A 25,784-nucleotide genomic window follows, 5' to 3' on the forward strand; every position below is an offset into this window, starting at 1 on the left:
TTTTTTATCGAAGGACGACCGGTCATCCATGGTTATTATTCTACTTTTTCAGATAAATTCTGACTATGAAAAAGGTATGTGGGATAATCAATATTTTTTAAATCGGCTAAATATGGTAGAATTAACGTGCCATAAAGTATGTTGATAAGTGACCCCATGACCTTCGTAAGAAGGGTGATTCGCCAAAATCAAGGATCATTTTCATATATTTTGTGGCTTCTTTTATAATATCCCGCGACATTCCACTGATTTCCCCTAAGCTGATAAAGAAGCTATGAGTCCAATTTATGATCTTGAGGTATCGATGAAGATAAAATCTCGCTAACTGACAGTTTCCTTTTATGCTTTTACTCTGAAGAATCTTGTTTATTCTCTCTAAAACCGTATGGATCGTATGTTGAAAATAAGGGATTAGAAAGTCTGGAAGGATAGAAATATTAACTTCACATTGTAAACATCTTAAGCGACTAATCGGGATCCGTTGGATTGTCACTTCCGTTATTCCATACCGCCAGTAATATCCATTACGATGAAGATTTCCGTGTGCCTGACATTTGCAGTTAGGGCATACATCAAACAATGGAAATCCGTTCTTTTTCCCTCTTTCACCGTATTCCACTAAGCTAATACCAAAATCATGAGAAATGATCATAAAAAAACTCCCCCTTCTAATATGCAAAAAATTTAGCACATTATTCCAGAGAAGTATAGATAGAATTCCGTAGGATTTTGGAAATATAAGCGGTAATCATGAGGATATAAAGTGACTGTTTACAGGAAAATGATTACTGCACAATAGCCGTCATTTATACATTACCTACTAATAAAGCAACCTTTGAAACTTACTGGATATTACAATCGTTGTTTCTTTCGTCTATTACGTTCCTGGTTACCTCTGACGTGAGACTCATTTGTCATGGTGCAACGCTGCCACTAAACTGTTTCACCACAGGGAGGAAAGTGTCTCTCTATCTTTTGGCATACATTATTTTTGCTTTATTATTCATCCTTCACCGCCAGTCACCCTTTTTTCGATACTTATAAATCCCCCACTCTTTACGCCAACGAGCCAACCCTGTTACTGACATGCCTAATTCTTGTGCACTATCGATTTCTCTCATGCCTTTCTTTTTTATTTTCTTATACACATTCACGTGAGGTTTTTAAATTTCGGTCCACCAGGTTTAGATTCACCCTCCAATAACGCACCAAACTTTCTCAGCTTGACACCGTGTTTACACCCTCTGTTACAATACGCCGTGTTTCTTTTAGGATTTTGACAACCGTTACAATGGTTATGTACGATGATGTCCACTTGTTTGAATATCTCAATCCGCTTTTCTTTATCTCGAAGCATGGTTTCACCACTCTCTTAATAATCAGAGACAAAACCATCAGCCGTTAAAGGTAGATCCGGTGCCCAACTAATGGACTCACCCATGATCGCATTCACACTCTCTAAATCTGCTTGGTCTTTCGGCACGTCCAACACCACTTCATCGTGAACAAGGATCACTGATTGGTAATGGTTATTCTTCAATCTGATGATGGCTTCTGCTAAACAATCACGGGCAATGGCTTGGGCCACGTTCTCCGTTAATTTACCGCCATAGGTGTTCATCTTGCTCCACTTCTTTGTGGTTTGATCCATGCCCCAGTAATGGACTGCTTCCTTGCCAAAATCATTCTCAGATAAAAAAGGTTTGGCATAGAATAACTTCCTCCTTCCGCTTGGCAGTGTAATAGTTAGAAAATCCAATCCGTTGATAATGTCGCTTTCTCTATTAAGAAGGAGCCCTTTCACTCCTTGCGGTTGTCCGGTTCTCATAACAGCAAGTGCTGCGTTTTCTATGCTGTACCACAGATCAACGATCCTTTTGTTCGTGCTTCTCCACCGTCTTACAACATCCGGGAGTTCACCTTCTTGTAATCCCATGTTCAACGCGCCCATTTGGATCAGTGCACCAACGGCACCCTGGTAACCTAAAGCAAGTTCTGATACTTTCCCTTTGCTTCGTAGTTCGTACTCTGGGTTTCCTTTTTTGATTAACTCGAGGGGGAACTCCAAACATCTGGGAAGCAGATGCCTCATATATTTTGCCGTGTGTCTTAAAAACTTCCATACGCCATGTTTCACCTGCTAGCCAAGCAATCACTCTCGCTTCGATAGCGTTGAAGTCACTGACTAACAGCACGTTCCCTTCACTGGGTACAAAAGCTGTACGGATTAATTCAGATAAGGTATTAGGCACGTTTCCATAGATCAACTTGATTGCATCGCTTTTCTTTTCTTGAACGAGTTGACGAGCATAAGATAGAGTATCCAAATAATTACGAGGTAAGTTTTGGACCTGGACTAATCGACCTGCCCATCGTCCTGTACGGTTTACCCCGTAAAACTGAAGCAGTCCTCTGACTCGACCATCTTCTCCTTTTGCTTCTTTCATGGCTAGGTATTTTTTCACACTAGTTTTAGACAGCTCCAAGCGGATCTGTAACATCCGTTTGACGTCTCCTTCTAACGAGTTAACCAGTTCTTCCACGATAGCTTTCTGAAGGTTTTCAACTTCAACACCTTTTGAAGCAAGCCATTTTGTAAGTTGTTGTGTGCTGTTGGGATTATCTAATCCTGTTATTTGCGTAGCTTCGGCAGTTAACTCTTTCGTCGATAGATGACTGACATACAGAGCGCCTTCAATAAGTGGTGTGTCTACGGCTACCCCGTAAGCATTCATTTCCTGATCGATCTCCCACAGTTTTTGTTCTGCAGCTGGTATCGGAAAATTACTTAACCAACGTTCGACTTCCATTTCTGTTACAACGTCCTGGATGCAATACTCTATGAATAGATCCCATTTTTCAGGCTCATGGTGTGGCAACGTTTCTGTTCTTCCGCTGTTCTTCTTGGTGGGTTTAGTTGGTGTGCAAAATAATCGAATTAAAGAGGTTCCAGTACTTAATTTCCTTTTATCGTTTGGTAGCCCTAGCGCTACGCCTGTAGGCGATAACCCCGCTGTGTATCCGCAATATAAACCGTGGAACATTGTACATCTCCACTGATTTAAAGGAGTATTTGTTATCGTATTCAAGCAATACCACTCGAAAGCAGCGTTATACGCGTGCTTTGTAACTGCCGGATCTCCGAGAGCCTTCATAACTTCATCAGGAATAGTTTCATCTTCTGCTAGGTCAACAATTTCTACTGGCTGCCCATCAATAGAGTAAGCAAAGAGTAATATTTTAAAAGCAGGGGACTGTACACTTCTGTACAATCCCGCTTTTCTAATGTCTATATCACTAAACGTTTCAATGTCTATATTTAACGATTTCATATCCCATACACGCCACCGTTGTTAACTGGTGCGCCTGTGATCGGATCGTACTGCAGTTGTTGCTGTGGTGCTTGTCCTCCACCGAAATCAGAATCAGCAGCAGGAGCAGAAGTACCAAGCGCTTCTCCATCACGTGTTTTCTGTACGTTGGTACTGATATAGCAACCAACGCCCTTTTTACCTGAGAACATGTAAGGACTAAAGTTAATCGCAATACGGCCATACATACCGCTATAGATTTCTGTTGCATCCATGATCGGCTGTGCGTTTACATCAACTACTTTTGGCGGGTAATCAACCCCGGTTGAAGCCGTGAAGGCCCAGTGTCCTTTGCACTCTTCACCAAATGGCATTCCGTCTGAAGGTCTGACACCGTCACCGTCATGAACTGGAATAGCTACGTTAGGAGGAACAACCCCGTTCCACTGCTTGGCTTTCCCTCTTTCTTTCGCAGCTTCAAGAGCGGCATCAATTTTTTGCTTTGTCTGTACATCTGACTTCGGAAGTAAAACAACCGCGCTGTATTTTGGTGCGCCCCCGTGTTGGTTTTCACGTGGAGTTAATAGATTTACAAAGCTGAAACGTACCTCACCAGTTACTACTCTTGTTTGGTTTGCTTGATTTTCCATGTTTACATTCCTCCTTTTAGGTTCTATTTGTATTTTTCGCTTACGTACTTCAAACCGGTACCTGTATGAATCTTTACCAATCTTCTTGAACAATTCTTTTCGTGCTTTGCTTTTAGTAGACTCCAATATTCCAAATACATCTTTTTTAGAGACCGTACTGAAAACTGCATATTGATAATCCATTACTGAAAATCGTCTTTCGCATCCACGTCATTTGTTACTGCTTCACGTTTGTCCGAAGTAGGAGCAAGCGTAGGTTTTCCTGGTGACTTTTGCACGTGCCCTGGTTCTTCTAGCAAACTACGGTATTCTTTGGCTCCAAGTTCTTTCTCAAGCTTTGCAACAGTCAATGGGACACGGTCATATAAAACAGCTTCATCGATCCCGCTTATCGTTAAATGTTGAAAAGCTTTGTCCAGGTCCACGTATGATCGTGATCCTCTACCTGCAACAACCTTCCACCCGGTAATCTCTTTACCTTTCAAACTTTCTTTCAGTACATGATCCTTCAACGCCTTGATCCACGAAGCAATGTGTTCTCCTTTTTCAAGAATGGCACCTACTTCTTCATCAGAGATTAAAGGCGGTTTCATCTGTTTAAAATCATCTAAAGCAGTGAACTGATCCGCTCTCGCACGACACGTTACCTTTGCTTTACAAAACTTGCAGTGTTCTCCTGGTACAAACTCGCCTTCCCCTTCAAAAGCTTTGCGGGCTATCGGCTTGATCTCTTCTCCCCAGTCCAACAACTCTTGAAGTGGGATCTTATACTCAGAAGCATCGCTGAATAGACGAGGTTGAACGACCACCATTTGAACGTGTTCAATATTGTGTAGAAAACCATATTCGAGATAAGCACCAAGTGCAAGTTTCATCTGTGGATTTTCTTCTGCACTAACAGGCACCCCCTTCCCATACTTAAAATCAATCACGTAAAGGGTAGATCCACCGATAACAATGCAGTCCCCGGTTCCAAATCCTTCTGGAACGTAGGTACTAAAATCTAACTTCTTCTCCACGGCTACAAATGGGGCATAACTAAATCCGTGCGTAATGCCTTGAATGTACTCCAGGTATGTTTCCGTGTGCTTTAACATTTCGTCTTGGAACAACTCATTTTCTTTAAATTTCTTGATACGGTTATTAAATTTACGAATGCCCATAGGTTCGGTATAGTGCTTACGTAATCGTAATTCCGCTATCTAATGGGCAAGTGTTCCTTCTTCAGCAAAGCTAGAAGTTTCATCTTCGAACTTTTCTTCCACACGGGCACTTGGCGTACACGTTAACCAACTAGTTGCACCGCTTGCCGATAATAACGCATGGGCACGCTCAGAGTGGGCAATATTATTGCTCATATTTTAGCGCCCTTTTCACGAAGCTTTGTTGCAAATGCCCCATATTGCTCCTGTGGAAGTGCTGTTAATGCTTGTGCTCCGAATGATTCCAATAGAGAAACCAGTTCTTCCCTCTTGCCCTGATCAACTAATTGCGTAGCTGCTACTGCTAATTGATCCATTGTGTAAGCTGGCGCAGAATTTGATAGAAAACAAGGCATGGACCGGGACATCAGAGTTATTCAGCGGGCTGCAACTGAAATGACCCCAGAACAACGAAGAGAAGCATTAAAAATGTGGGACTTCCTTTTTAAAGAAGTGATCGATGACGCTAAGAAGCAAGAGGATGTGAATGGCGATGACGAGGAAGATTAATTTTGAGAAATTAAACAGAGTAATTAAATGCCCACATTGCGACAACGAAGAAATTTTAGGAGATATTTGTCATGTTTGTAATCTCCCAACTGTAAATAAATGTAGCGGCTTTGACAAGAAATATTTGCAAGATATCTATGACGGTCCATGGCTAACGTTTGAGAAAAGTTGTGGGAAAATTCTACCAACAAATGCCCGTTACTGCTATAGTTGCAATTCAACGTCTACATTTATAGAATGCGGTCATCTTGTTCACCATGAAGAAGAAATGGAGTATTTAAAAGGATTAGACGCAAATAAAGAAAGAACACCGTTGAATAGAGATGATTACAATGAATTGAGTTCTATTGGTCTAATAGGAAATCAGAATTACTAACCTTAGGTCACAGAAGTATGCAGATCACAGCAAATGTATATTCTCATATCAGTGAAAAGATAGAAAAGAACAGTATGGATAAATTCGAGGAATATACCAAAAACATATTTGAGTGATATTTTTTGTCATATTTTTAGGTCAAATTTAAGTCAATAAAAATCGTAATTATATTTTAAAGCGTTTGACCTAAACAAAGAAAACCCCAGAACCTATACGGCTCTGGGGCTAATCCTATTAATAAGTGTTCATGTACTGCTCGCGCTCCCAAGGGTGAACTTGTGTGCGGAACATATCCCACTCGATTTCTTTAAGTTCAATAAAGTGCTCAAGTGCGTGTGAACCAAGTGACTTTGTAATAATTTCGTTTCTTCGTAATGCTTCAGTTGCTTCTCCTAGATTCGCAGGTAATGCTTGGATTCCTTCTGCTTTACGCTCTTCAAGGTCCATTGCATAGATGTTGCGATTCGTTTCAGGTGGTGGTGTCAAGTTATTTCTGATACCATCAAGGCCAGCTGCAAGCATTGCTGCCATAGCTAAGTATGGGTTAGCTGCCGGGTCTGGACTACGAACCTCAATACGCGTACTCAAGCCTCTTGAAGACGGAATACGAACTAATGGGGAACGATTTCTCATAGACCACGCTATGTAACATGGTGCTTCATAGCCAGGTACAAGTCTCTTATACGAGTTCACTGTCGGGTTAGTGATTGCAGTGAATGCATCCGCGTGCTTAAGGATACCGCCTAAGAATTGCATTGCTGTTTTACTTAATTGTGAGTCAGTTGTCTCATCATAGAAAGCATTTACGTTACCTTCTGTGAATAAAGACATATTAGCGTGCATTCCGCTTCCGTTTACGCCAAACAATGGTTTAGGCATAAATGTCGCATGCAAGCCATGCTTTCTAGCAATTGTTTTAACAACTAGCTTGAACGTTTGAATGTTGTCGCAAGTTGTAACTGCGTCTGCATATTTAAAGTCAATTTCATGTTGGCCAGGAGCAACCTCATGGTGAGATGCTTCAATTTCAAAGCCCATATCTTCAAGCTCTAAAACGATATCTCGACGGCAGTTTTCCCCTAAATCTGTAGGAGCAAGGTCAAAATAACCACCTTTATCATTTAGATCAAGTGTTGGTTCGCCATCTGAGTCAATTTTGAATAAGAAGAATTCAGGCTCTGGTCCGATATTGAAATCCGAATATCCAAGGTCTTTTGCTTCTTTAAGTACTCTTTTTAATACGCCACGCGGGTCCCCATCAAACGGAGTTTGATCTGGGCTATAAATATCACAAATTAATCTAGCTACTTTTCCTTTTTCCGGAGTCCAAGGGAAGATTACCCAAGTATCAAGATCTGGAAATAAGTACATATCCGATTCTTCAATTCTTACAAAACCTTCTATGGATGAACCATCAAACATCATCAAGTTATCCAATGCTTTTGTTAATTGACCTACAGGAATCTCAACATTCTTAATAATACCTAAGATGTCTGTGAACTGTAATCGAATAAATCTTACATTTTCCTCTTCTGCCATGCGTAAAATGTCTTCTCTAGCGTATTTACTCATTCGTATAGTCTCCTCCTTCAAATTTACTGCTACTAATGTAGCAGGGGTACTTTTACAAATCTCCTTCATCGAACAAAAGGATGCTCATGCTTAACGATGAACATTCAATTTTTTCGATTTATCTAAGGATAGTTTTATGATACCGAAGATTTTTCATTCTTTGTATAACCTTGTCAGATAATCTGACAAAGAAATTTTCTGACAAAGAAAGATATAGTTCCCCTTTTTCATAATACCCAAATCTACAATTTCCTAATCTACCTTTTAATTTACACGTCATTTTTCTATTAATTTGAGCGCTGCATCGAACACTGCAATCTTTACATGTTCAAATGTTAGACCACCCTGAACGTATGCTGTATACGGAACTCTAATTGGTCCATCAGCGGTTAGCTCCATACTCGCTCCTTGAATAAATGTTCCCGCAGCCATGATCACGTCGTCTTCATAGCCCGGCATATAACTAGGGTGTGGTTTAACGTGTGCATCTACTGGTGATGCTGCTTGAATCGCCTGACAAAATGAAACCATGGCTTCTTTCGTTGGAAAGGAAACCGATTGTATTAAATCCGTTCGTGGCTCTTCCCAGGAAGGCGAAGTCGTCATCCCTAATTCACTCAGAAATCTAGCGGTATACAATGCCCCTTTTAAGGCTTCATTCACGACATGAGGTGCCAGGAAAAAACCTTGATACATTTCCAGCAGTGAATAGAGGCTTGCTCCACCTTCCAGGCCGATACCTGGAGAAGTCAAGCGGTTCCCACACAGTGTAATTAAATCTTCTCTGCCAGCAATGTATCCCCCGGTTTTTGCAAGTCCACCGCCTGGGTTTTTAATAAGCGAGCCGGCAATAAGGTCTGCGCCTACATTCGTTGGTTCAAGTTTTTCAACAAACTCACCATAGCAATTATCCACAAATACAATGATAGCAGGATCTATCTTTTTCACTTTTTCAACCATCTCTTCAATTTGTTTAATTGTAAACGACGGCCTATCTGCATAACCTTTTGATCGTTGAATCCCTATTACTTTTGTATTTGGCGAAAATTGATATTCTACCTCTGCAAAATCTACCTCATTATCCTTCAAGGCAATTTCTTTATAACTGATATCAAAATCTGCCAAGGAACCTGTCCCTTTTTCTCCGCGTTTACCGATTACTTCTTCCAGCGTGTCATAAGGGGCACCTGTAATATACATAAGTTCGTCTCCAGGTCTTAAAATACCAAAGAGACTTGTACTAATTGCATGCGTGCCGGAAATAATTTGTGGACGAACAATTGCTGCGTCTGTATGAAACACATCTGCGTAAACTTTTTCCAAGGTATCTCTTCCTAAATCGTCGTATCCATACCCCGTAGATCCTTGAAAGTGAAAGTCCGATACTTCATTTTTCTTAAATGCTGATAACACTTTTCGTTGGTTATGTTCCGCTATCTCACCTCGTTTATAAAAGGCATCTTGTAATATAAACATGGTTTCACTACTAATTTTCTCTAGCTTGTCTCTTGTAAGTAATTGTGACTGCATGATTTTCTCCCCTAGTCGTTCTTTCTGTCTTGTAACTCATGATAAATTCCCGATTCAACTGGCGCATATCCTCTAATAATATAGTTTTCCGTTGCTTCATCGAATTGCCTCTCTATTTGGATTGTTTCTTTTTGTATTCGATGAAGAATTTTTCCATCGGAAGCATGTACATACACGATAAAAGAATCAAAGTATTCTTCCATCGCGGCCTCGATTTTGTTTTTTAGAATAACCATATCGTCATCGTTATGTGCACTAATTAAAACAGATGCCCCTTTGCTGTGCGAAAAGAAATCTCCTTCAATCTGATCGCGTTTATTATAAACCGTTAACATTGGTATTTGCTCTGCTTCTAAATCCAGTAGAATTTTTTCCACAGTTTCTTCGTGATTAACAAAGTCAGGACTCGAACTATCTACCACGTGTAAGATCAGGTCCGCTTCTTTTACTTCTTCTAGTGTCGATCTGAAGGCAGCAATAAGGGCTGTTGGCAACTGCTGTATGAATCCAACTGTATCGGTCAGAAGAACTTCCATTCCGGACGGCAGTTTTAATTTTTTTGTAGTCGGATCTAATGTTGCAAACAATTCATCCTCCATATAAGCTTCGGCCTGTGTAATTTTATTTAATATCGTCGATTTACCGGCATTTGTATATCCTACCAAGGAAATTTGATAGGCTTGGTTCTTTTTCCTGCGCTCACGGTATCTTTCACGGTGCGCAACAATTTGTGATAACTGCTTCTTTATTTCATCCATCCGGCCTCGAATGTGGCGCTGGTCAATTTCAAGTTGTGTTTCACCAGGTCCACGAGTACCAATTCCACCCCCGAGACGAGAGAGAACGTGTCCCTGTCCTCTCAAGCGCGGAAGTAGGTAACTTAACTGGGCTAATTCTACTTGCAGTTTACCTTCTCTGGACCTGGCTCTATTCGCAAAAATATCTAATATTAGCTGTGTTCGGTCGATCACGAGAATATCTAATTCATTTGTTACATTTCGAAGCTGTGAAGGCGTTAATTCATCATTAAAGATAACAACATCCGCTTCTTTTTCTTCTACTAGTAATTGTAATTCTTCCACTTTACCGCGGCCTATATAAGTACCCGATTGGGGACGTTCCAATCCTTGAATGAGGCTTGCTATAACTACTCCTCCTGCAGTATTCGTTAACGCAGTAAGTTCTTCCATACGATACTGAAAGTCTTCTTCATTTGCTGATTTGAGTTTGACTCCTACTACAATAACTCTTTCTTTACTCGCTTTCATATTTGACTGAATAACAAATCACCTTCTTTTTAGGATTCCCCTAGAATATTATGGAACGCTCTCTCAAAATCGATTCTTCTTAACGTTGCAAGTATATCCCGGCTATATTCCTTTTCCTGCAACAGGCGGACAGCCTGAATACGAATTGCTTTCTCTAGCAAGTTCCGGATAAATCGCCCATTACTGAACCTTCCATGTTCATATTCTTTTGCAATGATTAAAAGTTCATTCATATAGGTCATAGATTCATCATCAAGTTCATAGTCTCGCTGTGCTGCCATACTTTTCGTCATTTTCAACAGCTCTTCTACCGAGTAATTGGGAAAAGTCAGTACCATTGGAAATCTTGACGGCAATCCTGGATTTAATCTCATAAACCGGTCCATCTCGACCGGATAGCCAGCAAGGATTAAGACAAAATTATGTTGTTGATCTTCCATTACCTTAACAAGAGCATCGATGGCCTCTTTTCCAAAATCTTTTTCTCCGCCCCTCGCTAGTGAATACGCCTCATCAATAAACAAAACTCCACCGAGAGCTTTTTCTACTAAGTTACGTGTTTTCTGTGCGGTGTGTCCTATATATTCTCCGACTAAATCTGCTCTTTCCACTTCAATAAAGTGACCCTTTTCTAGTACATTTAAGTCTCTCAACATGGTAGCTATTAATCTTGCCACGGTTGTTTTACCTGTTCCTGGATTTCCTTTAAAAATCATATGAAGTGCTTGTTGACCGGTCTTTAACCCTTTATCCTGTCTAATATTATTAATGTAAATCCAAGAATAAATTTCGTGAACAAATGACTTAATGGATTCTAATCCTACATAGTCGTCAAAAGACTTCATGACATTGCGATATTCAACATGATCTATCGGCGGATAATTGCCTTCCCGCCCCCATATTGAATCGTTCTTCTCTCTCTCTTCAGAGTTGATAACAATATTTATTTGTCCTCTTTTTTTCATTTTAGCTGACTGTAACATCGAAGTCACCATCCTCTATCTTAAAGGGAATTCCTATCTGTCACAATCACTATACGCATGAACTTTATAGACGTGACAAATGCCCACAAGAAAAAAGGATCTAACATTCTATAAAGCAACAGAAGCTCAGCAAAAAAAGAAGGCTACGCTCGCGGCATCAAAAGGGCACTGAAAAAGTTAAAAATCGACTTTTCCAGTGCCATTCCTCTTACTTACTTTCCTGATTTAATTGAACATTTCGCTGAGGTGAGAACGTTGAAATTGCGTGCTTATAGACCAATTGTTGTTTACCGTCTGTATCTAGTATAACGGTAAAATTGTCAAAGCTCTTCACATGTCCCCTGAGCTGGAATCCGTTAAGTAAAAATACAGTAACCGGAATATTTTCTTTCCTCAATTGATTTAAGAATTGATCTTGTATGTTCACTGATTGTTGTTTCATATATGTGCAGCCCCCTCTATTCACATTATTAACTATATTCTAGATTTAAAACAACTTTCCTTCTAAATATAGAATAATTTCTTCTATTTTTTCTTCCCGGTCGTCTGTCATATCAAACCATTCTATGTCCATCTTGTTACGGAACCATGTTAATTGCCGTTTAGCAAAGCGTCTGGAATTTTGTTTTAAATTATCAATCGCCTCTTCCTTTGAACAATCTCCAAGTATATACGGAGTAATCTCTTTATATCCAATCGCTTGCATCGATTGCACCGAAGCAAATCCTTCATTTGTTAACTTCTTCACTTCTTCAATCAACCCATCTTGGATCATTTGCTCCACCCGTAAGTTAATTCGTTCATATAATTTGTCTCTATCCATCGTTAATCCTATAACATAGAAATCATATGAGGAAGACCGGTTTTCTTCTTTATCACTCCGTAAAGGTTTACCTGTAAGGTGATAGACTTCTAATGTCCGAATCACACGACGGCGATTGTTTGGGTGAAGTTCCTGGTAACTTTCTGGATCAATATCCTTAAGCTGGCTATGTAATGCTTCGTTCCCATTTTCTTCCGCATACTGCTCTAACCTCTCACGAAATGCTGTGTCTTCCCCTTTTTCTGAAAAATCATAGTTATATAATACAGCGTTCACATATAACCCTGTACCTCCCACAATAAAAGGAATCCGTCCTTTTTCGTATATTTTATGTATAGCAGTGTTTGCCGCAGATTGAAAGTCAGCAACCGAAAAAGAGTCTTGCGGATTTATAATATCTATTAGATGATGGGGTACATCTTCCATTTCCTCTGGCGTTATTTTAGCAGTACCTATGTCCATGTCACGATATACTTGCATGGAATCCCCACTAATAATTTCACCGTTGAAATGTTGGGCTAGTTGAATACTCGTTGCGGTTTTCCCAACGGCTGTAGGGCCAACAACTACAATCAATGGTTTACGTGTTGTCATTGTTATTCCCTCTCTTCCAAATCAATAATACCATAGTGGAAAACTGAAGATGGTCTGACTTGAACATGAAAACCATATAAAGCAAAGCGGGTACTCTTAAAATGGTCCTTCAATACTACTTTCTTTCTTGCTACTCTTATAGCATCGATGATCATTTGTTCAAAATCACCTTCGTATAACCCATATTGTTTCAAAGTTTCGATACCATCTGATGAGACTTCTTCTTGAAACATAGGATCGAAATAAACCACGTCAACACTTGCGTCTGGCTGTTCCTTTAACCAGTTTTCTGCGTTTGTATGAATAACTTTTATTCTTCTCATTGCTTCGTTTAAAGGCAGAAGGGAACTTTCATACGATTGAAGCCCTTCTTCTACGATAGTAAAAATAACCTCTGATGCTTCTAATCCAATAACATTGCCTTGCTTCCCTATAGCTAAACTTGCAAGTTGTACATCAGATCCAAGACCCAGCGTTGCATCCACTAGAATATCACCTTCTCGTAAATCACACGCTGATACGAAAGGGTCCTCTTGATGATAAAGCCATCTTTTCGCCCGAAACATCGCAGCATTTGGATGAAAGAAGAAAGGCTGACTTCCCTCTTTACGATATACTTCAATTCTAGTAGTTGTAACTACGTATGCAGGCCCGCCACATTCACGGATTAACTTGTCAATCGGTTGTTTTCTTCTTACAACATAAGGAAGTGACCACTTTTCAGCTAACTTTCGCCCCCACTTTTTTATATCTTCTGCTGCTTTCGAAGATGACGTTACAAATCCGTCTCGCTCCATACGAATCCTCCTCTACCTGGGATGACTAAAACTAGTAGCACCTACACACAGAACATAGGCGCTACTACATTATCCTCTTAAACATTTTTTCGATGTCATAGGTGGAATAATGAATAAGAATGGGTCTGCCGTGAGGACACGTGTATGGATCTTCACATGTGCGTAACGTCTCTAAAAGTTGGAACATTTCATCCTTTGTTAAATGACGATTTGCTTTAATAGCAGCCTTACAGGACATAAGAATAGCTGCTTCCTCGCGTAGTTTTCCGATATGAATCGTTTGCTCATTTCTTAATTGTTCGAGCATTTCTGAAATAACTTCCTCTTCCTGACCTTCCGGAAACCAAGTAGGATGAGACCTTACAATATACGTACGAGAACCAAATGGTTCCAGAAATAACCCTACGTCTTCTAATTCCTTTTGGTATTCTGTCATCAATGATTCTTCTGATTGTGTAAATTCGAATTGAAGTGGCACGAGTAGCTCTTGCAGCTGGTTATTTGTTAACGAGAGTTTATCTCGGAAATACTCGTATTTAATTCGCTCTTGTGCAGCGTGTTGATCTACCATATATAAGCCTTGGTCGTTTTGTGCCATTATATACGTGCCATGCAATTGGCCGATCGGATAGAGCACTGGTACATTGGCTTTGGTGACATTTCCCTCTTGGCTTGATTCTTCTGATTCTTGTGAAAATGGTGGTTCAACAACAGGTTCCCTTTCCAATTCCCAAATGTCCGCTTCTGCTGCTTTTTGCTTATTGATCGTTTGAAAATCTGATTCTCTCACTTCACCCGTCATATCATTTTCAGGTTGCTGAAAAAAACTAGATTCTTGCGCATTTTCGGTCTCTTCCTTCTCCCTTTGATTATTCAGTGACTGCGCACGATGCTCGAAAGAAAAGGCCATTTGTTCCGAATTAGGTTTATTGTTTGAATATTTTCTTTCTAATACATCTGGGATTAACTGAATTCCTTTAAAAACATCTTTAATACTTCCTGTAACGAGCTCCTGTAACGCTTTTTCTTTACTAATTCTCACTTCAAGTTTTGAGGGATGGACATTGACATCCACCAGTAAAGGGTTCATCTCAACATGCAGCACTACTAATGGGAATTTCCCGATCGGTAAAAGGGTGTGATACCCTTCTTGAATCGCTTTTATGAGTGAGTAATTTTTCACGTATCTACCATTTAAAATAGTAGACATATACGAACGATTCGACCTAGTTACTTCAGGCTTAGCAATAAATCCTTTCAAAGTAAAATCTAACGTTTCCGCTTCAATAGGAACCATTTTTTTTGCCATGGCTGATCCATAAATAGAAGCGATCACGCGAGCAAGATCCCCATTTCCCACTGTTTGCAGCAAAGTTTTTTGATTGTGCGTAAGAATGAACGCTATTTCCGGATGGGACAATGCCATTCTATTGATGATATCTGAGATGTGACCAAGTTCCGTATGAATCGTTCGTAAATACTTTAAGCGAGCCGGTGTATTATAAAACAAATCTGTAACAATGATTTCCGTTCCTTTCCGTGGAGTGGCCGTCTTTTCGTGTTTCACGTGCCCCCCTTCAAGCCGGATTTCTTGTCCCTCTGTTCCACCCGTGCTCGATTTCAAGGTGAGTTTTGAAACGGAAGCAATACTCGGCAATGCTTCTCCGCGAAAACCCAGTGTCTTTATTCGAAACAAATCTGCATCATGTTGAATTTTACTAGTAGCATGTCGGAAAAAAGCCATTCGGAAGTCGTCTTTCTCAAGTCCATCTCCGTCGTCTAAAACCCTTATTAATGACAATCCACCCTCTTCAATATCGATCCGAATCTGGGTACTATTCGCATCAATCGCATTTTCTACAAGCTCCTTCACAACAGAAGATGGTCTTTCAACCACTTCCCCAGCAGCAATTTTGTTTGATAGCAATTCATCGAGCTGAAAAATCTTCGCCATTAGTCACACCTCCTTTTTTATTTGGTTAATTTTCGTTGCAGCTTGTCCAATAATTGAATGGCTTCAATTGGTGTTATATGAAGGAGATTCGCTGACGTTAACTCAGTAATCACCTTATCTTCCGTACGTGTTCTTTTATTTTTTGATTTTTGCAGCGGAAGACTCTCTTCCTCAAAGAGCGTTAATTGTTGCGGACCATTCTCCTCTTTCTTCTCGAAAAATGGAACTTCCTTGTGGATTTCAGAATCAGGCTCAGGTGAATAATTCGTTACAGGTTTTCGAATTTGAGGTTCTCCTGCTTCAAATTCTTTTAAGATCATTTTTGCACGTGCAATCAGCTTGGGTGGCAGTTCTGCCAGTTCTGCAACATAAATTCCATAGCTTCGATCCGCCGCGCCTTCGATCACTTTATGAAGAAACACGACTGTCCCGTTCTCTTCTTTTGCTGAGACATGAACATTTTTCAATCGCGGTAACGCTGACTCAAGCGTTGTCAGCTCGTGATAATGCGTAGAAAATAACGTTTTTGCTCCAATATCATCATGAATATATTCCATAATCGCTTGCGCTAAACTCATTCCATCGTACGTAGATGTGCCTCTTCCAATTTCATCCAACAGAATGAGGCTCTGTTTTGTAGCCTTCGATACGGCATGCTTTGTCTCCAACATTTCCACCATAAATGTACTCTGTCCCTGCGCCAGGTCATCTGCCGCTCCAATCCGCGTAAATATTTGATCAAACACTGGTATTTGGGCTTGATGAGCCGGAATATAACTCCCAATTTGTGTCATAATCGAGATGAGAGCCAGTTGTCGCATATACGTGCTCTTACCAGCCATATTTGGCCCCGTCACAAGTAAAAGCTCCCGATCTTCGCCTAAATAGATATCATTAGGCACGTAATCTCCTTCATCAATCATTTTTTCCACTACAGGGTGTCGGCTCTCACGAATATCAACTGTACCTTCTGAAATTAAGGTTGGCTTTACATACCGATTTTCTTCCGCTATTGCCGCAAAGCTTTGCAGGACATCAAAAGTGCTGACCACACTCGCAAGTTGTTGTAAGGAAGGAATATACGCCTTGACTTGTTCGCGAATTTTCATAAAAAGCTCGTATTCTAGCTTTTCGCTTTTTTCTTCCGCTTCTAAAATCAATACTTCTTTTTCTTTTAATTCTTCCGTAATATATCTTTCTGCATTCGTCAGAGTTTGTCTTCTTTCATAACGTCCCTCGGGAATTTGCGGTAGATTTGGTTTCGTAACTTCAATATAATATCCAAAAACTTTATTGAAACCTATCTTTAACGAACGGATACCAGTGACTTCTTTTTCTTGTTTCTCCAACGCGGCGATCCATGTTTTACCGTTTCTCATAGCATCGCGGTATTCATCCAATTGTTCAGAATATCCATCTTTAATGAGACCGCCATCCGTAATTCCGACAGGACAATCCTCGTTAATGCTGCCTTCTAATAGGTGCCGTAAATCCTGACAATCAACGATCCCGTGCATTAAGGAGTTTCCGTAATCACTGTTTAGTGATCGTACCGTCTGGAAAATGGTTGGAACCTTTTCCAATGATTTTTTTAACTGAATCAAGTCACGACCATTCACATTACCGAAAGCTACTCTTCCCGAAAGTCGTTCTAAATCATAGACTCCTTGCAGGTGTTCTTTTAACGCCTCTCGTTCAAAAAAGCGTTCAATAAGTTTCCCGACTAATTCATGTCGTTTCGCGATCGTACCCTGATTGAGAAGGGGTCTTTCAATCCATTGCTTAAGCATTCTTCCTCCCATAGCAGTTTCTGTGCGATCCAAAACCCATAGAAGAGATCCTTGTTTCTTCTTTTCTCTCAATGTTTCTACTAACTCTAAATTTCTCTTGGAATGAACATCCATTGTCATATATTCTCGCGGTAAATAAAATCTAGCAGCCTGTAAGTGATCTAATGAACGTTTTGTTGTTCTCTTTAAATACCAGATAAGCTGATAGCTCGTTTCTTTTGTTTTCCCATCTGAAAGAGCTTGAACAAGCCCAGTGCCTTCATCTAGTGGCTCCGTATGATCCTCATTCGACAGTGTCACGTGAAGTCTAGCTTCTAATTCGTTTCGCCTTCCCTGCTCAAATGAAGAAGGAATAATCACTTCCCGCGGACGAAAACCTGCCATTTCATCAATTAACTCACTAAAACTACCAGTCATCGTGGTAACAAGGAATTCTCCAGTAGTCATATCAGCAGCAGCAAGCCCGTATTCATCGCCTTCAAAAGGAGTGACAGATAGAAGATAATTATTATCTTTTTCCCCAATAGCTCTGCCTTCCATCACTGTTCCAGGAGTGATAATTTGCACCACTTCCCGCCTGACAACCCCCTTAGCCTCTGCTGGATCCTCTGTTTGTTCACAAATAGCTACTTTATAGCCCTTCTCTATTAATTGTGCTATGTAATTTGCTGCTGCATGGTGGGGAACACCACACATGGGAATTCCAGCTTCCCCTTTTCCACGAGCAGTTAATGTAATTTCTAATTCCTTCGCTGCCTTTTTTGCATCCTCATAGAACATCTCATAAAAGTCACCTAAGCGGAAAAACAAAAAAGCATCTTCATGTTCCGCTTTTATGCGTAAATATTGTTCCATCATTGGGGTAATTGTAGCCATCGTTATCATCCAACCTTTAGCTTAACTTCTCTAGTAAATACGGACTTATTATAACATAATCAGCGTTAGTCTTAGTAAGAAAAACGATCTAGCTGATTTAGTTAAGAAAAACGCAAAGCGTCTTTTGTTAAATACAGCGTCAGCTTCCGCCGCCATCTTTTAAGTATCAAGGGTGGGTTTCCCTTGATACTTGCGGCGTGAAGATAGCTATCAAAGCTTACAGAAGTTTTCGTAAGTTTCGAAGCTTAGATAAGAAGTTTTCTGAAGCGCAAGACCCCGGGATCCCTGGATGAATAACCCGCGTAAATCTTAAAACAAAACACATCCTTACGAAGTTTTAATTCCTTCGTAAGGATGTGCCTGATTCTCCCAAGATCCTATTCTTCAAGATCACCCATTAAAAAATTAGGATCGAGGTCTTCAAAATCTCCATCTTTTATTTGATCGCTATCTAGGTCATCGTCAAAATCTGATGTTGCGGTAGGATCCACTAAGACTGTTATTTTTGTTTCCCCAATTACCTCAACCATGAATTCTTTTTCTACTTGGATCTCCACGTCTTTTTCATTAGATGCAATAAGGGCTTCTAGCGTATTTGGTTGCTGCACCATTCGTGCGACAACTTCTATATCTCCTGACAAGATATCACTGTCTTGCATGACTAATGGTACGACATCTGTATATTTCACAGTTTCGGTCGCCACTTTTGTCTTCGTATTACCGGAGTAAGAATACCAAATATTGATATCATATGAACCCCGCATTTCTACTGCATCACCCTTTTTTTTCGCAGCATATTTGTGATTGATAATCCAACAACCAAGAATACTGGTAGGCTGATCTTCTGGTGCTACAATATGCTTGGTTTCCGAAAACTTTCTTCCTTTTCCACAAACAGCTTTCGTAATTATTTCCCTGTAGTGTTGATCGTTATCTGAAGCTGACATCGAATTCCCTCCTTGCACGTAAATAAACTACGTGACATTCTCTAAAAACCTCTCGCTTGCATCCTATGCAAGACAAATACCTAGTGTGTTATTTTTAATAAATAAATAAGTGATCGCCTGTTCAATGATGTATATGTCCCTTTTCTTGAAAAAATGATAAGAAAAACTGCATTGCAAATTTTTGTGTCCTTTTTTCTATTTTGTTGCTTTTGTTATTACGGAAGGTTGTTTGGAAGAATTAAAAAAAGTCATTTCCAAATTGGAAATGACTTTTCTCTACTCTAGAATATTTTTATTAGCAACCGCCTGATTTTAAAGGGTTTTTATTTGTTGTCCCTTGAAGAAGATCTCCACCAGTAGATTCAATAATTTTTGTTGTCACTGTATTCGAAATGGTATTACTCACTAATTGCATTAATTCATTAACTTCTGTTTGTGATTGTTTAAACTCTTCAACCAATGGGATACCCTCTAATTCATCTTGAAGGGCATCAATTTTAGCATCCGTTGCCTTCAAAGCTTCTGTTTTTTGATAATGTTTTAAATTAACAGCTTCTTTTTGTAAAGCCTTGATTTTCCCAATAATTTCCTGAACGCGTAAATGATCATTAATCTGTGATTCCGCGCGTTTGAAAAAATCTACTTCTTCCGTTTCAGCCATCATTGCCGCCAATTCTCTAGCTTTTTTTACGATATCTTGTTTTGTATATGTTCCACTCATATTAATTCACCCCAACCGTTTCTACAACTTCGCCATCTAATGACCATGTTTTTGCATTTGTTACTTTCACTTGAATAAGTGTACCAATGGACGCATCGGTCCCTCGAAAGTTCACTAATTTATTCGTACGGGTTCTACCCATAAGTACGTCCTCATTTTTCTTACTGACACCTTCTACTAATACTTCAACCACTTTTCCTTGGTAAGCAAGGTTATTGGCTGCAGACATTTCATTAACTAAGGCATTTAAACGCTGTAATCTTTCCTTCTTCACTTCCATTGGCACGTTGTCTTCCATCTTAGCTGCTGGCGTGCCATCTCTCGGAGAATAAATATACGTATACGCACTGTCATAGTTCATTTCCCTCATTAATGAGAGTGTATCCTCGAATTGTTCTTCGGTCTCATTTGGAAACCCTACGATGATATCTGTTGTAAACGATGCATGCGGAATTGCCGTCTTGATCTTGTTAGCCAGTTCCACATAATGCTCACGGGTATACTTTCTAGCCATTAATTTCAAAACAGCATTACTACCGCTTTGTACCGGTAAATGAATATGCTCAACCATATTCCCGCCTTTAGCTAAAACTTCGATTAAGTGATCATCGAAATCTCTTGGGTGACTCGTTGTAAATCGAACGCGAGGAATATCTATTTTCCGGATTTCTTCCATTAAATCTCCGAGACCGTATTCCATGTCCACAAGATCTTTTCCGTAGGCATTTACATTTTGACCAAGCAATGTGATATCTTTATAACCGCTTCTTGCAAGGTGACGGACCTCTTCGATAACGTCTTCAGGCCGTCTACTCCTCTCCTTGCCTCTTGTATAAGGTACAATACAATACGTACAGAACTTATCACAGCCATACATGATATTTACCCAGCCTTGAATCTTACCTTTTCTTGCGCGAGGCATATTTTCAATAATATCGCCCTCTTTGGACCAAACCTCAACCACCATCTCTTTACTGAAGATAGCATTTTTCAAGAGATCAGGCAATCGGTGAATGTTGTGAGTACCGAAAATTAAATCCACGTGCGGGTGCTTTTGAAGAATACGGTTTACGACCGATTCTTCTTGTGACATACAGCCACAAACCCCGACAATTAGACCTGGGTTTTCCAATTTCATCGGTTTTAAATTTCCAATTTCACCAAACACTTTATTTTCTGCGTTTTCCCGAATAGCACACGTATTCAAAAGAATAATATCAGCATTTTCTGCAACTGCTGTTGATTCAAAACCCATTTGCAACAGAATCCCCGCTATATTCTCTGAATCGTGTTCATTCATCTGGCAACCATATGTTCGAATTAAGAATTTTTTCCCTTTACCAATCCCTTGCATATCTTCCGGGATATCAAAGTTATATAAGATAGATACATCTTCTTTTCCACGCTTTTTTGCCTGCTTTAAATCAGGCGGAGTGTAGCTCGTTTGAAAGTATTGAGAGTAATCTTTATTCTGGTCGGATTTTACGTCCGCAGAAGAAGTCCCCTCCATCGCTTTCACTTGTTGTTTTTTCTGATCTTCATTCATTTGCCATTCAATCTCCTTTACTAATTAACATACCGTATAAAGTATAAAGGGTTTTAAAGCGTTATACAACCATTTGTATAGAGATAGCAATTGCCTTCCGTTAGCAAGACCGATAACTGCTAGTGACCACATCAAGCATTCGAGATATATGCTAAGTAATCTCTAATCATTCTCATTAAAAGTTCATAAAAAACTCTCTTCCTCTTTAGTGAACTGTATAGTAGACTCAATGGGTAACTGTCTACACTCTCTAAAGAAAGGTGCTGACACGATGAAAGATTTCTTAAATACAGCAAATAAAAAGCACCTTGTAAAACCACATTCAAAAATGACCCTTAAGATAAAACTGATTTTCCTTATCACACTGCTAATAACTGGTATGTTTTTAATCCTAGGTTTACTTATCAATTATTTGTTTACGAATACATTAGAAGAAAGTATGGGCGAACAAGCCTTAAATGTTGCCGAAAGTGTTGCACACATACCAGAATTAATTCAAGCGTTTGAGGATGAGGATCCAGCATCTACAATCCAACCTATCGCTTCTGATATTCGTGAAGCAACTGGTGCGGAATTTATCGTCGTTGGTAATAAAGAGGAAATACGATATTCTCATCCAAATCATTCCCAAATCGGCAAAAAAATGGTCGGTGAAGATAACCACCGAGCACTAGCACTCGGTGAATCCTATGTATCAACTGCTCTCGGCTCGTTAGGACAATCTTTGCGAGGGAAAGTTCCTGTCCTGTCTAATAATGGAGAGATTATTGGTGTTGTTTCCGTCGGATTTTTAGCTAAGGATGTTGAAAATGTTATTCAGGCTCATAGTAAAGAGATATGGCTTGTTTTGATCATCATAGGATTAATAGGTATTATCGGTGCAACTTTCGTTTCTAACTATATTAAAAGGATACTATTCGGTTTAGAACCAGAGGAAATTTCCCACCTGTTATTACAAAAAGAAACCATTTTACAATCGACACATGAAGGTATTATCGCTGTTAATCAAAAGGGTACGATTACATTAATCAATGCATCGGCACAAAAATTACTATTTGATGCAGAGTCAATTCATTATATAGGAACCCAAATAAGTGATGTTTTACCGGAATCTCAACTTCCAGAAGTGTTAAAAGATGGACAAAGCCAATTTAACCGTGAAATGCAAGTTAGGAGCGTTAGTATCTTAGTTAACAGGGTGCCTATTTACTATGAAAATATGTTAATTGGTGCTGTTGCCACATTCCGTGATAAAACAGAAATGGAAACGTTGACGATGGAGCTCACTAGAGTTAAACAATATGCTGAAGCGTTGCGAGCGCAAACACACGAGTTTTCGAATAAACTTTCTATCATTTTTGGCTTGCTACAATTAAAACATACCAAAGAAGCGATAGAATTTATTAAGAAGGAAAGTAATCTCCAACAGGAGTGGATCAGGATTGTTATTGAAAAAATATCCGATCCACTATTAAGTGCCCTCATCTTAGGTAAATTAAATCAAGCAAGTGAAAGACAAATTTCATTATCCATCCACCCTGATAGTCAACTTACGGCCCATATGTCTGATCGAAAGCGAGAAGCACTGCTTACGGCACTAGGTAATGTAATTGATAACGCCATGGATGCCGTCCAACTCAAAATAAGAACAGAACGGAAAATATCTATCTTTTTTACTGATCTGGGAGATGATGTCTTAATTGAAGTGGACGATTCGGGGTCAGGGGTGTCATTAGATGATATGGAAGAAATATTTCGCCAAGGCTTCTCAACGAAAAAAGGATACCATCGAGGTGTTGGACTAGCCCTTTCAAAGCAAATAATATCTGAAGTTAACGGAGATATATTTCTTGAAGAAACAGACCTTGGTGGGGCCTGCTTTGTTATCACCATACCTAAATTAGAAGACTAAAGAAAAGAGGCATGAATAATGACTGAAGACTTTCGTGTTTTAATTGTTGAAGATGATTTTCGGATTGCTGATATTACAAGTGAATTCATTTCAAAACTAGATGATTTTTCAATTGTTGGTTTGACAAAGTCTGGTGAAGAGACGCTCGAGTTTTTGAAAAAAAACACCCCTTTACCTCACATCATTTTGTTAGACGTTTATATTCCGGATGTTAAAGGGTTAGATTTATTTTGGAGTATTCGAAAAACTTATCATCAAATCGACATTATCATGGTAACAGCAACAAAAGAAGTAACGATGATTGAGGACACCCTTCGAGGAGGAATTTTTGATTACATTGTTAAACCGGTAGATTTTTCTAGATTAAAAGCAACGTTGGATAGATTTAAAGAACGCCGAACATTTTTGGATTCTAAAAGTACGATGGACCAGAAAGAGATTGATATGTTAACCGGTGTCCAGGAGTCAATGAGGTATGAAAATGCCTCTCACGCTAAAATACTCCCTAAAGGGATCGATGGAATGACTCTTGATAAAATCAGGGAAATATTACAGCCTCTTAACCGTGAAGGTGTGACAGCGGTAGAGGTTAGTAAAAAGCTAGGTGCCAGCCGTTCTACGGTGAGGCGTTATTTGGAATATATGACCTCCATTAATGAATTAAAGGTTAAACAAAGCTATGGGGAAGTTGGTCGACCAGAAAGACGTTACATCTGTGAACAAAATGAACAAAACTAACAAAATAGTTTTTAATCGATTTATATAACTAATCTGCCCCCTCTTTTCTTTGTATGGTATCTTTTTCTTACAAGCAACAAGATGAGAAGAGGGAAGTATAATAATTATGCAATTAATTTGTATGCGCTTCCATTATATTCCCTCTTCAACTTACTTTTTTATGATGGAGGGAAAAGCATGTTAAGTATTATAGCCTTTACTACTATTTTCGCAATCGTATTTTTACTTATTAAAGGAAAGATCAGTCCGATTATCGGTCTTGTTATTATCCCTATTTTAGGTGCACTCTTAGCGGGATTTGGTATCTCGGAAATCGGTGAATTTTTTAATGAGGGAATTGATAGCGTTATCAACGTTGTCATCATGTTCATTTTTGCTATCCTTTATTTCGGTGTCATGCAAGACGCTGGACTTTTTGATCCAATTATTAATAAAATGATCAAATTCTCCAGGGGAAACGTTATTGCCGTTGCAGTAGGTACGGTGATCATTGGTGCCATTGCTCATCTTGATGGATCCGGGGCTTCCACGTTCCTTATCACTATTCCAGCTTTATTGCCTCTTTATAAGCGTTTGAAAATGAGCCCGTACCTTCTTCTTTTATTAGTTGGTACAAGTGCCAGTATTATTAATATGGTACCCTGGGGCGGTCCTCTTGGTCGTACAGCAGCAGTTTTGGGAGTTGATCCTTCAGAACTTTGGAGACCTCTCATTCCTTTACAAATCATTGCTTTGTTATTACTAGTTGGTATGGCTATTATTCTAGGAATGCGTGAGCAGCGCAGAATAAGCAAGTTAGGTCCTCAAACTAGTCTTGATTCAGAGGCTGCTGCAGCTCTTGAATTGGATGAATCTGATATGAGTGATGATTCATTAGAAAAACAAAACACAAATAACTTACTTCGTCCTAAATTGCTATGGATTAATTTGCTTTTAACAGTCGGTTTGATCGCGATGCTTGTATGGGGAATCATTCCAGCCGGCTTTGTCTTTATGATTGGCTTAAGCATTGCTTTACCGTTAAATTATCCAAAGGTAGATAAGCAGATGGAACGAATCAAAGCACATGCTCCAAATGCACTGTTAATGGCATCCATTATTTTGGCTGCAGGTTCATTTTTAGGTATTTTGACTGGAACAGGCATGTTGGATTCGTTAGCAACAGATTTAGTCCTGATTTTACCAGCTTTACTTGTCCCTTACTTGCATATCATAATCGGCGTATTCGGTGTCCCTTTTGAATTAATATTAAACACTGACGCTTACTATTTTGCTTTACTTCCAGTCGTAGAACAAATTGTTACTAGCTATGGGGTGGAAGGTGTATCTGCTGCCTATGCGATGATGATTGGAAATATTATTGGAACGTTTATAAGTCCCTTTTCCCCTGCTCTCTGGCTCGCACTTGGATTAGCCGGTCTTGAAATGGGTAAACATATTCGTTACTCTTTTTTCTGGATGTGGGGTTTCAGTATTGTATTATTTGGCGTAGCGATCATGATGGGGATTATTTCTTTATAGTAGCCTAAGAAAAACGCGTAGCGTCTTTTGTATCTATTTTGTTTTGTTATCATTGAAGGTTGTTTGGAAGAATTTCAGCTCCCTTTCCGTGGATGATCCGCTAGCCACCTCGAGCAAACAACAATTTTTTAGAAAGGCAGTTGCGGAAAACAATAATATCTAA

The 25,784-nt window shown here is 39.5% G+C and carries 22 protein-coding genes and 1 pseudogene; 5 read left to right on the forward strand and 18 right to left on the reverse strand.

The window, feature by feature from the left end; translation table 11 throughout:
• Positions 1–121: 121 nt before the first annotated feature.
• The 6 genes and pseudogenes from CEF18_RS09675 to CEF18_RS09700 all read right to left on the reverse strand — a co-directional run bounded on the left by CEF18_RS09675 (position 122) and on the right by CEF18_RS09700 (position 5,519).
• A complete protein-coding gene (locus tag CEF18_RS09675) occupies positions 122–652 on the reverse strand; it encodes a DUF6431 domain-containing protein (RefSeq protein ID WP_110936272.1) in 531 nt (176 codons plus the stop codon).
• A gap of 720 nt (positions 653–1,372) precedes the next feature.
• Entirely contained in the window at positions 1,373–1,936 is a 564-nt protein-coding gene (locus CEF18_RS27015; protein WP_310793560.1) for a DNA polymerase family A protein, read from the reverse strand.
• Complete coding sequence (locus CEF18_RS09685; RefSeq protein WP_310793559.1) at positions 1,917–3,332, reverse strand: DNA polymerase; 1,416 nt, start codon at positions 3,330–3,332, stop codon at positions 1,917–1,919. Before CEF18_RS09685 ends, CEF18_RS27015 begins: the two co-directional genes overlap by 20 nt.
• Positions 3,329–3,961, reverse strand: a complete 633-nt coding sequence (locus CEF18_RS09690) for a DUF2815 family protein (RefSeq protein ID WP_110936274.1) — start codon at positions 3,959–3,961, stop codon at positions 3,329–3,331. The genes CEF18_RS09685 and CEF18_RS09690 overlap by 4 nt, the downstream gene beginning before the upstream one ends.
• Before the next feature lie 182 nt (positions 3,962–4,143).
• Positions 4,144–5,319: pseudogene (locus CEF18_RS09695) on the reverse strand (DUF2800 domain-containing protein).
• Positions 5,316–5,519, reverse strand: coding sequence for a hypothetical protein (locus tag CEF18_RS09700; protein ID WP_110936275.1), 204 nt, complete (start codon positions 5,517–5,519; stop codon positions 5,316–5,318). The pseudogene CEF18_RS09695 and the gene CEF18_RS09700 overlap by 4 nt, the downstream one beginning before the upstream one ends.
• Here CEF18_RS09700 and CEF18_RS25890 point away from each other — a divergent pair.
• Both CEF18_RS25890 and CEF18_RS09705 read left to right on the forward strand, forming a co-directional pair.
• On the forward strand, positions 5,518–5,673 hold the full coding sequence (locus tag CEF18_RS25890) for a hypothetical protein (RefSeq protein WP_183040911.1): 156 nt from the start codon (positions 5,518–5,520) through the stop codon (positions 5,671–5,673). The genes CEF18_RS09700 and CEF18_RS25890 overlap by 2 nt on opposite strands.
• Positions 5,657–6,049: a hypothetical protein gene (locus CEF18_RS09705; RefSeq protein ID WP_110936276.1), complete on the forward strand. Its 393-nt coding sequence runs from the start codon at positions 5,657–5,659 to the stop codon at positions 6,047–6,049. The genes CEF18_RS25890 and CEF18_RS09705 overlap by 17 nt, the downstream gene beginning before the upstream one ends.
• A gap of 234 nt (positions 6,050–6,283) precedes the next feature.
• Here the strand turns inward: CEF18_RS09705 and glnA are convergent, their stop codons facing one another.
• The 12 genes from glnA to miaB all read right to left on the reverse strand — a co-directional run bounded on the left by glnA (position 6,284) and on the right by miaB (position 21,450).
• A complete protein-coding gene (gene glnA / locus CEF18_RS09710) occupies positions 6,284–7,621 on the reverse strand; it encodes a type I glutamate--ammonia ligase (RefSeq protein ID WP_110936277.1) in 1,338 nt (445 codons plus the stop codon).
• Between the two features lie 276 nt (positions 7,622–7,897).
• Entirely contained in the window at positions 7,898–9,097 is a 1,200-nt protein-coding gene (locus tag CEF18_RS09715) for a methionine gamma-lyase family protein (RefSeq protein ID WP_110937650.1), read from the reverse strand.
• A gap of 65 nt (positions 9,098–9,162) precedes the next feature.
• Complete coding sequence (hflX, locus tag CEF18_RS09720; protein ID WP_110936278.1) at positions 9,163–10,419, reverse strand: GTPase HflX; 1,257 nt, start codon at positions 10,417–10,419, stop codon at positions 9,163–9,165.
• Between the two features lie 29 nt (positions 10,420–10,448).
• Positions 10,449–11,402: an AAA family ATPase gene (locus tag CEF18_RS09725; protein WP_110936279.1), complete on the reverse strand. Its 954-nt coding sequence runs from the start codon at positions 11,400–11,402 to the stop codon at positions 10,449–10,451.
• 208 nt (positions 11,403–11,610) lie between these two features.
• Positions 11,611–11,844, reverse strand: a complete 234-nt coding sequence (hfq, locus tag CEF18_RS09730; protein WP_110936280.1) for an RNA chaperone Hfq — start codon at positions 11,842–11,844, stop codon at positions 11,611–11,613.
• Between the two features lie 45 nt (positions 11,845–11,889).
• Entirely contained in the window at positions 11,890–12,819 is a 930-nt protein-coding gene (miaA, locus tag CEF18_RS09735) for a tRNA (adenosine(37)-N6)-dimethylallyltransferase MiaA (RefSeq protein WP_110936281.1), read from the reverse strand.
• 2 nt (positions 12,820–12,821) lie between these two features.
• The gene (locus CEF18_RS09740; RefSeq protein ID WP_110936282.1) at positions 12,822–13,616 is read right to left on the reverse strand and encodes a class I SAM-dependent methyltransferase; all 795 of its coding nucleotides are present in this window, start codon (positions 13,614–13,616) and stop codon (positions 12,822–12,824) included.
• A 64-nt stretch (positions 13,617–13,680) separates the two neighbouring features.
• Positions 13,681–15,570: a DNA mismatch repair endonuclease MutL gene (mutL, locus tag CEF18_RS09745; RefSeq protein WP_110936283.1), complete on the reverse strand. Its 1,890-nt coding sequence runs from the start codon at positions 15,568–15,570 to the stop codon at positions 13,681–13,683.
• Positions 15,571–15,587: 17 nt separating this feature from the next.
• On the reverse strand, positions 15,588–18,236 hold the full coding sequence (gene mutS, locus CEF18_RS09750; RefSeq protein ID WP_110936284.1) for a DNA mismatch repair protein MutS: 2,649 nt from the start codon (positions 18,234–18,236) through the stop codon (positions 15,588–15,590).
• 377 nt (positions 18,237–18,613) lie between these two features.
• Positions 18,614–19,183 carry an outer spore coat protein CotE gene (locus tag CEF18_RS09755; protein ID WP_110936285.1) on the reverse strand — a complete coding sequence of 190 codons (570 nt, stop codon included), beginning with the start codon at positions 19,181–19,183 and terminating at the stop codon, positions 18,614–18,616.
• Between the two features lie 295 nt (positions 19,184–19,478).
• A complete protein-coding gene (locus CEF18_RS09760) occupies positions 19,479–19,904 on the reverse strand; it encodes a YlbF/YmcA family competence regulator (protein WP_110936286.1) in 426 nt (141 codons plus the stop codon).
• 1 nt (position 19,905) lies between these two features.
• Positions 19,906–21,450: a tRNA (N6-isopentenyl adenosine(37)-C2)-methylthiotransferase MiaB gene (gene miaB / locus CEF18_RS09765; protein WP_110936287.1), complete on the reverse strand. Its 1,545-nt coding sequence runs from the start codon at positions 21,448–21,450 to the stop codon at positions 19,906–19,908.
• A gap of 271 nt (positions 21,451–21,721) precedes the next feature.
• Between miaB and CEF18_RS09770 the strand changes: the two genes are divergently transcribed.
• The 3 genes from CEF18_RS09770 to CEF18_RS09780 all read left to right on the forward strand — a co-directional run bounded on the left by CEF18_RS09770 (position 21,722) and on the right by CEF18_RS09780 (position 25,621).
• The gene (locus CEF18_RS09770; RefSeq protein WP_110936288.1) at positions 21,722–23,362 is read left to right on the forward strand and encodes an ATP-binding protein; all 1,641 of its coding nucleotides are present in this window, start codon (positions 21,722–21,724) and stop codon (positions 23,360–23,362) included.
• A gap of 18 nt (positions 23,363–23,380) precedes the next feature.
• Positions 23,381–24,100: a response regulator gene (locus CEF18_RS09775; protein WP_110936289.1), complete on the forward strand. Its 720-nt coding sequence runs from the start codon at positions 23,381–23,383 to the stop codon at positions 24,098–24,100.
• Between the two features lie 177 nt (positions 24,101–24,277).
• The gene (locus CEF18_RS09780) at positions 24,278–25,621 is read left to right on the forward strand and encodes a CitMHS family transporter (protein ID WP_110936290.1); all 1,344 of its coding nucleotides are present in this window, start codon (positions 24,278–24,280) and stop codon (positions 25,619–25,621) included.
• The last annotated feature ends 163 nt before the right edge of the window (positions 25,622–25,784 follow it).

Source organism: Salipaludibacillus neizhouensis, assembly GCF_002886185.1.
GTDB lineage: Bacteria > Bacillota > Bacilli > Bacillales > Salisediminibacteriaceae > Salipaludibacillus > Salipaludibacillus neizhouensis.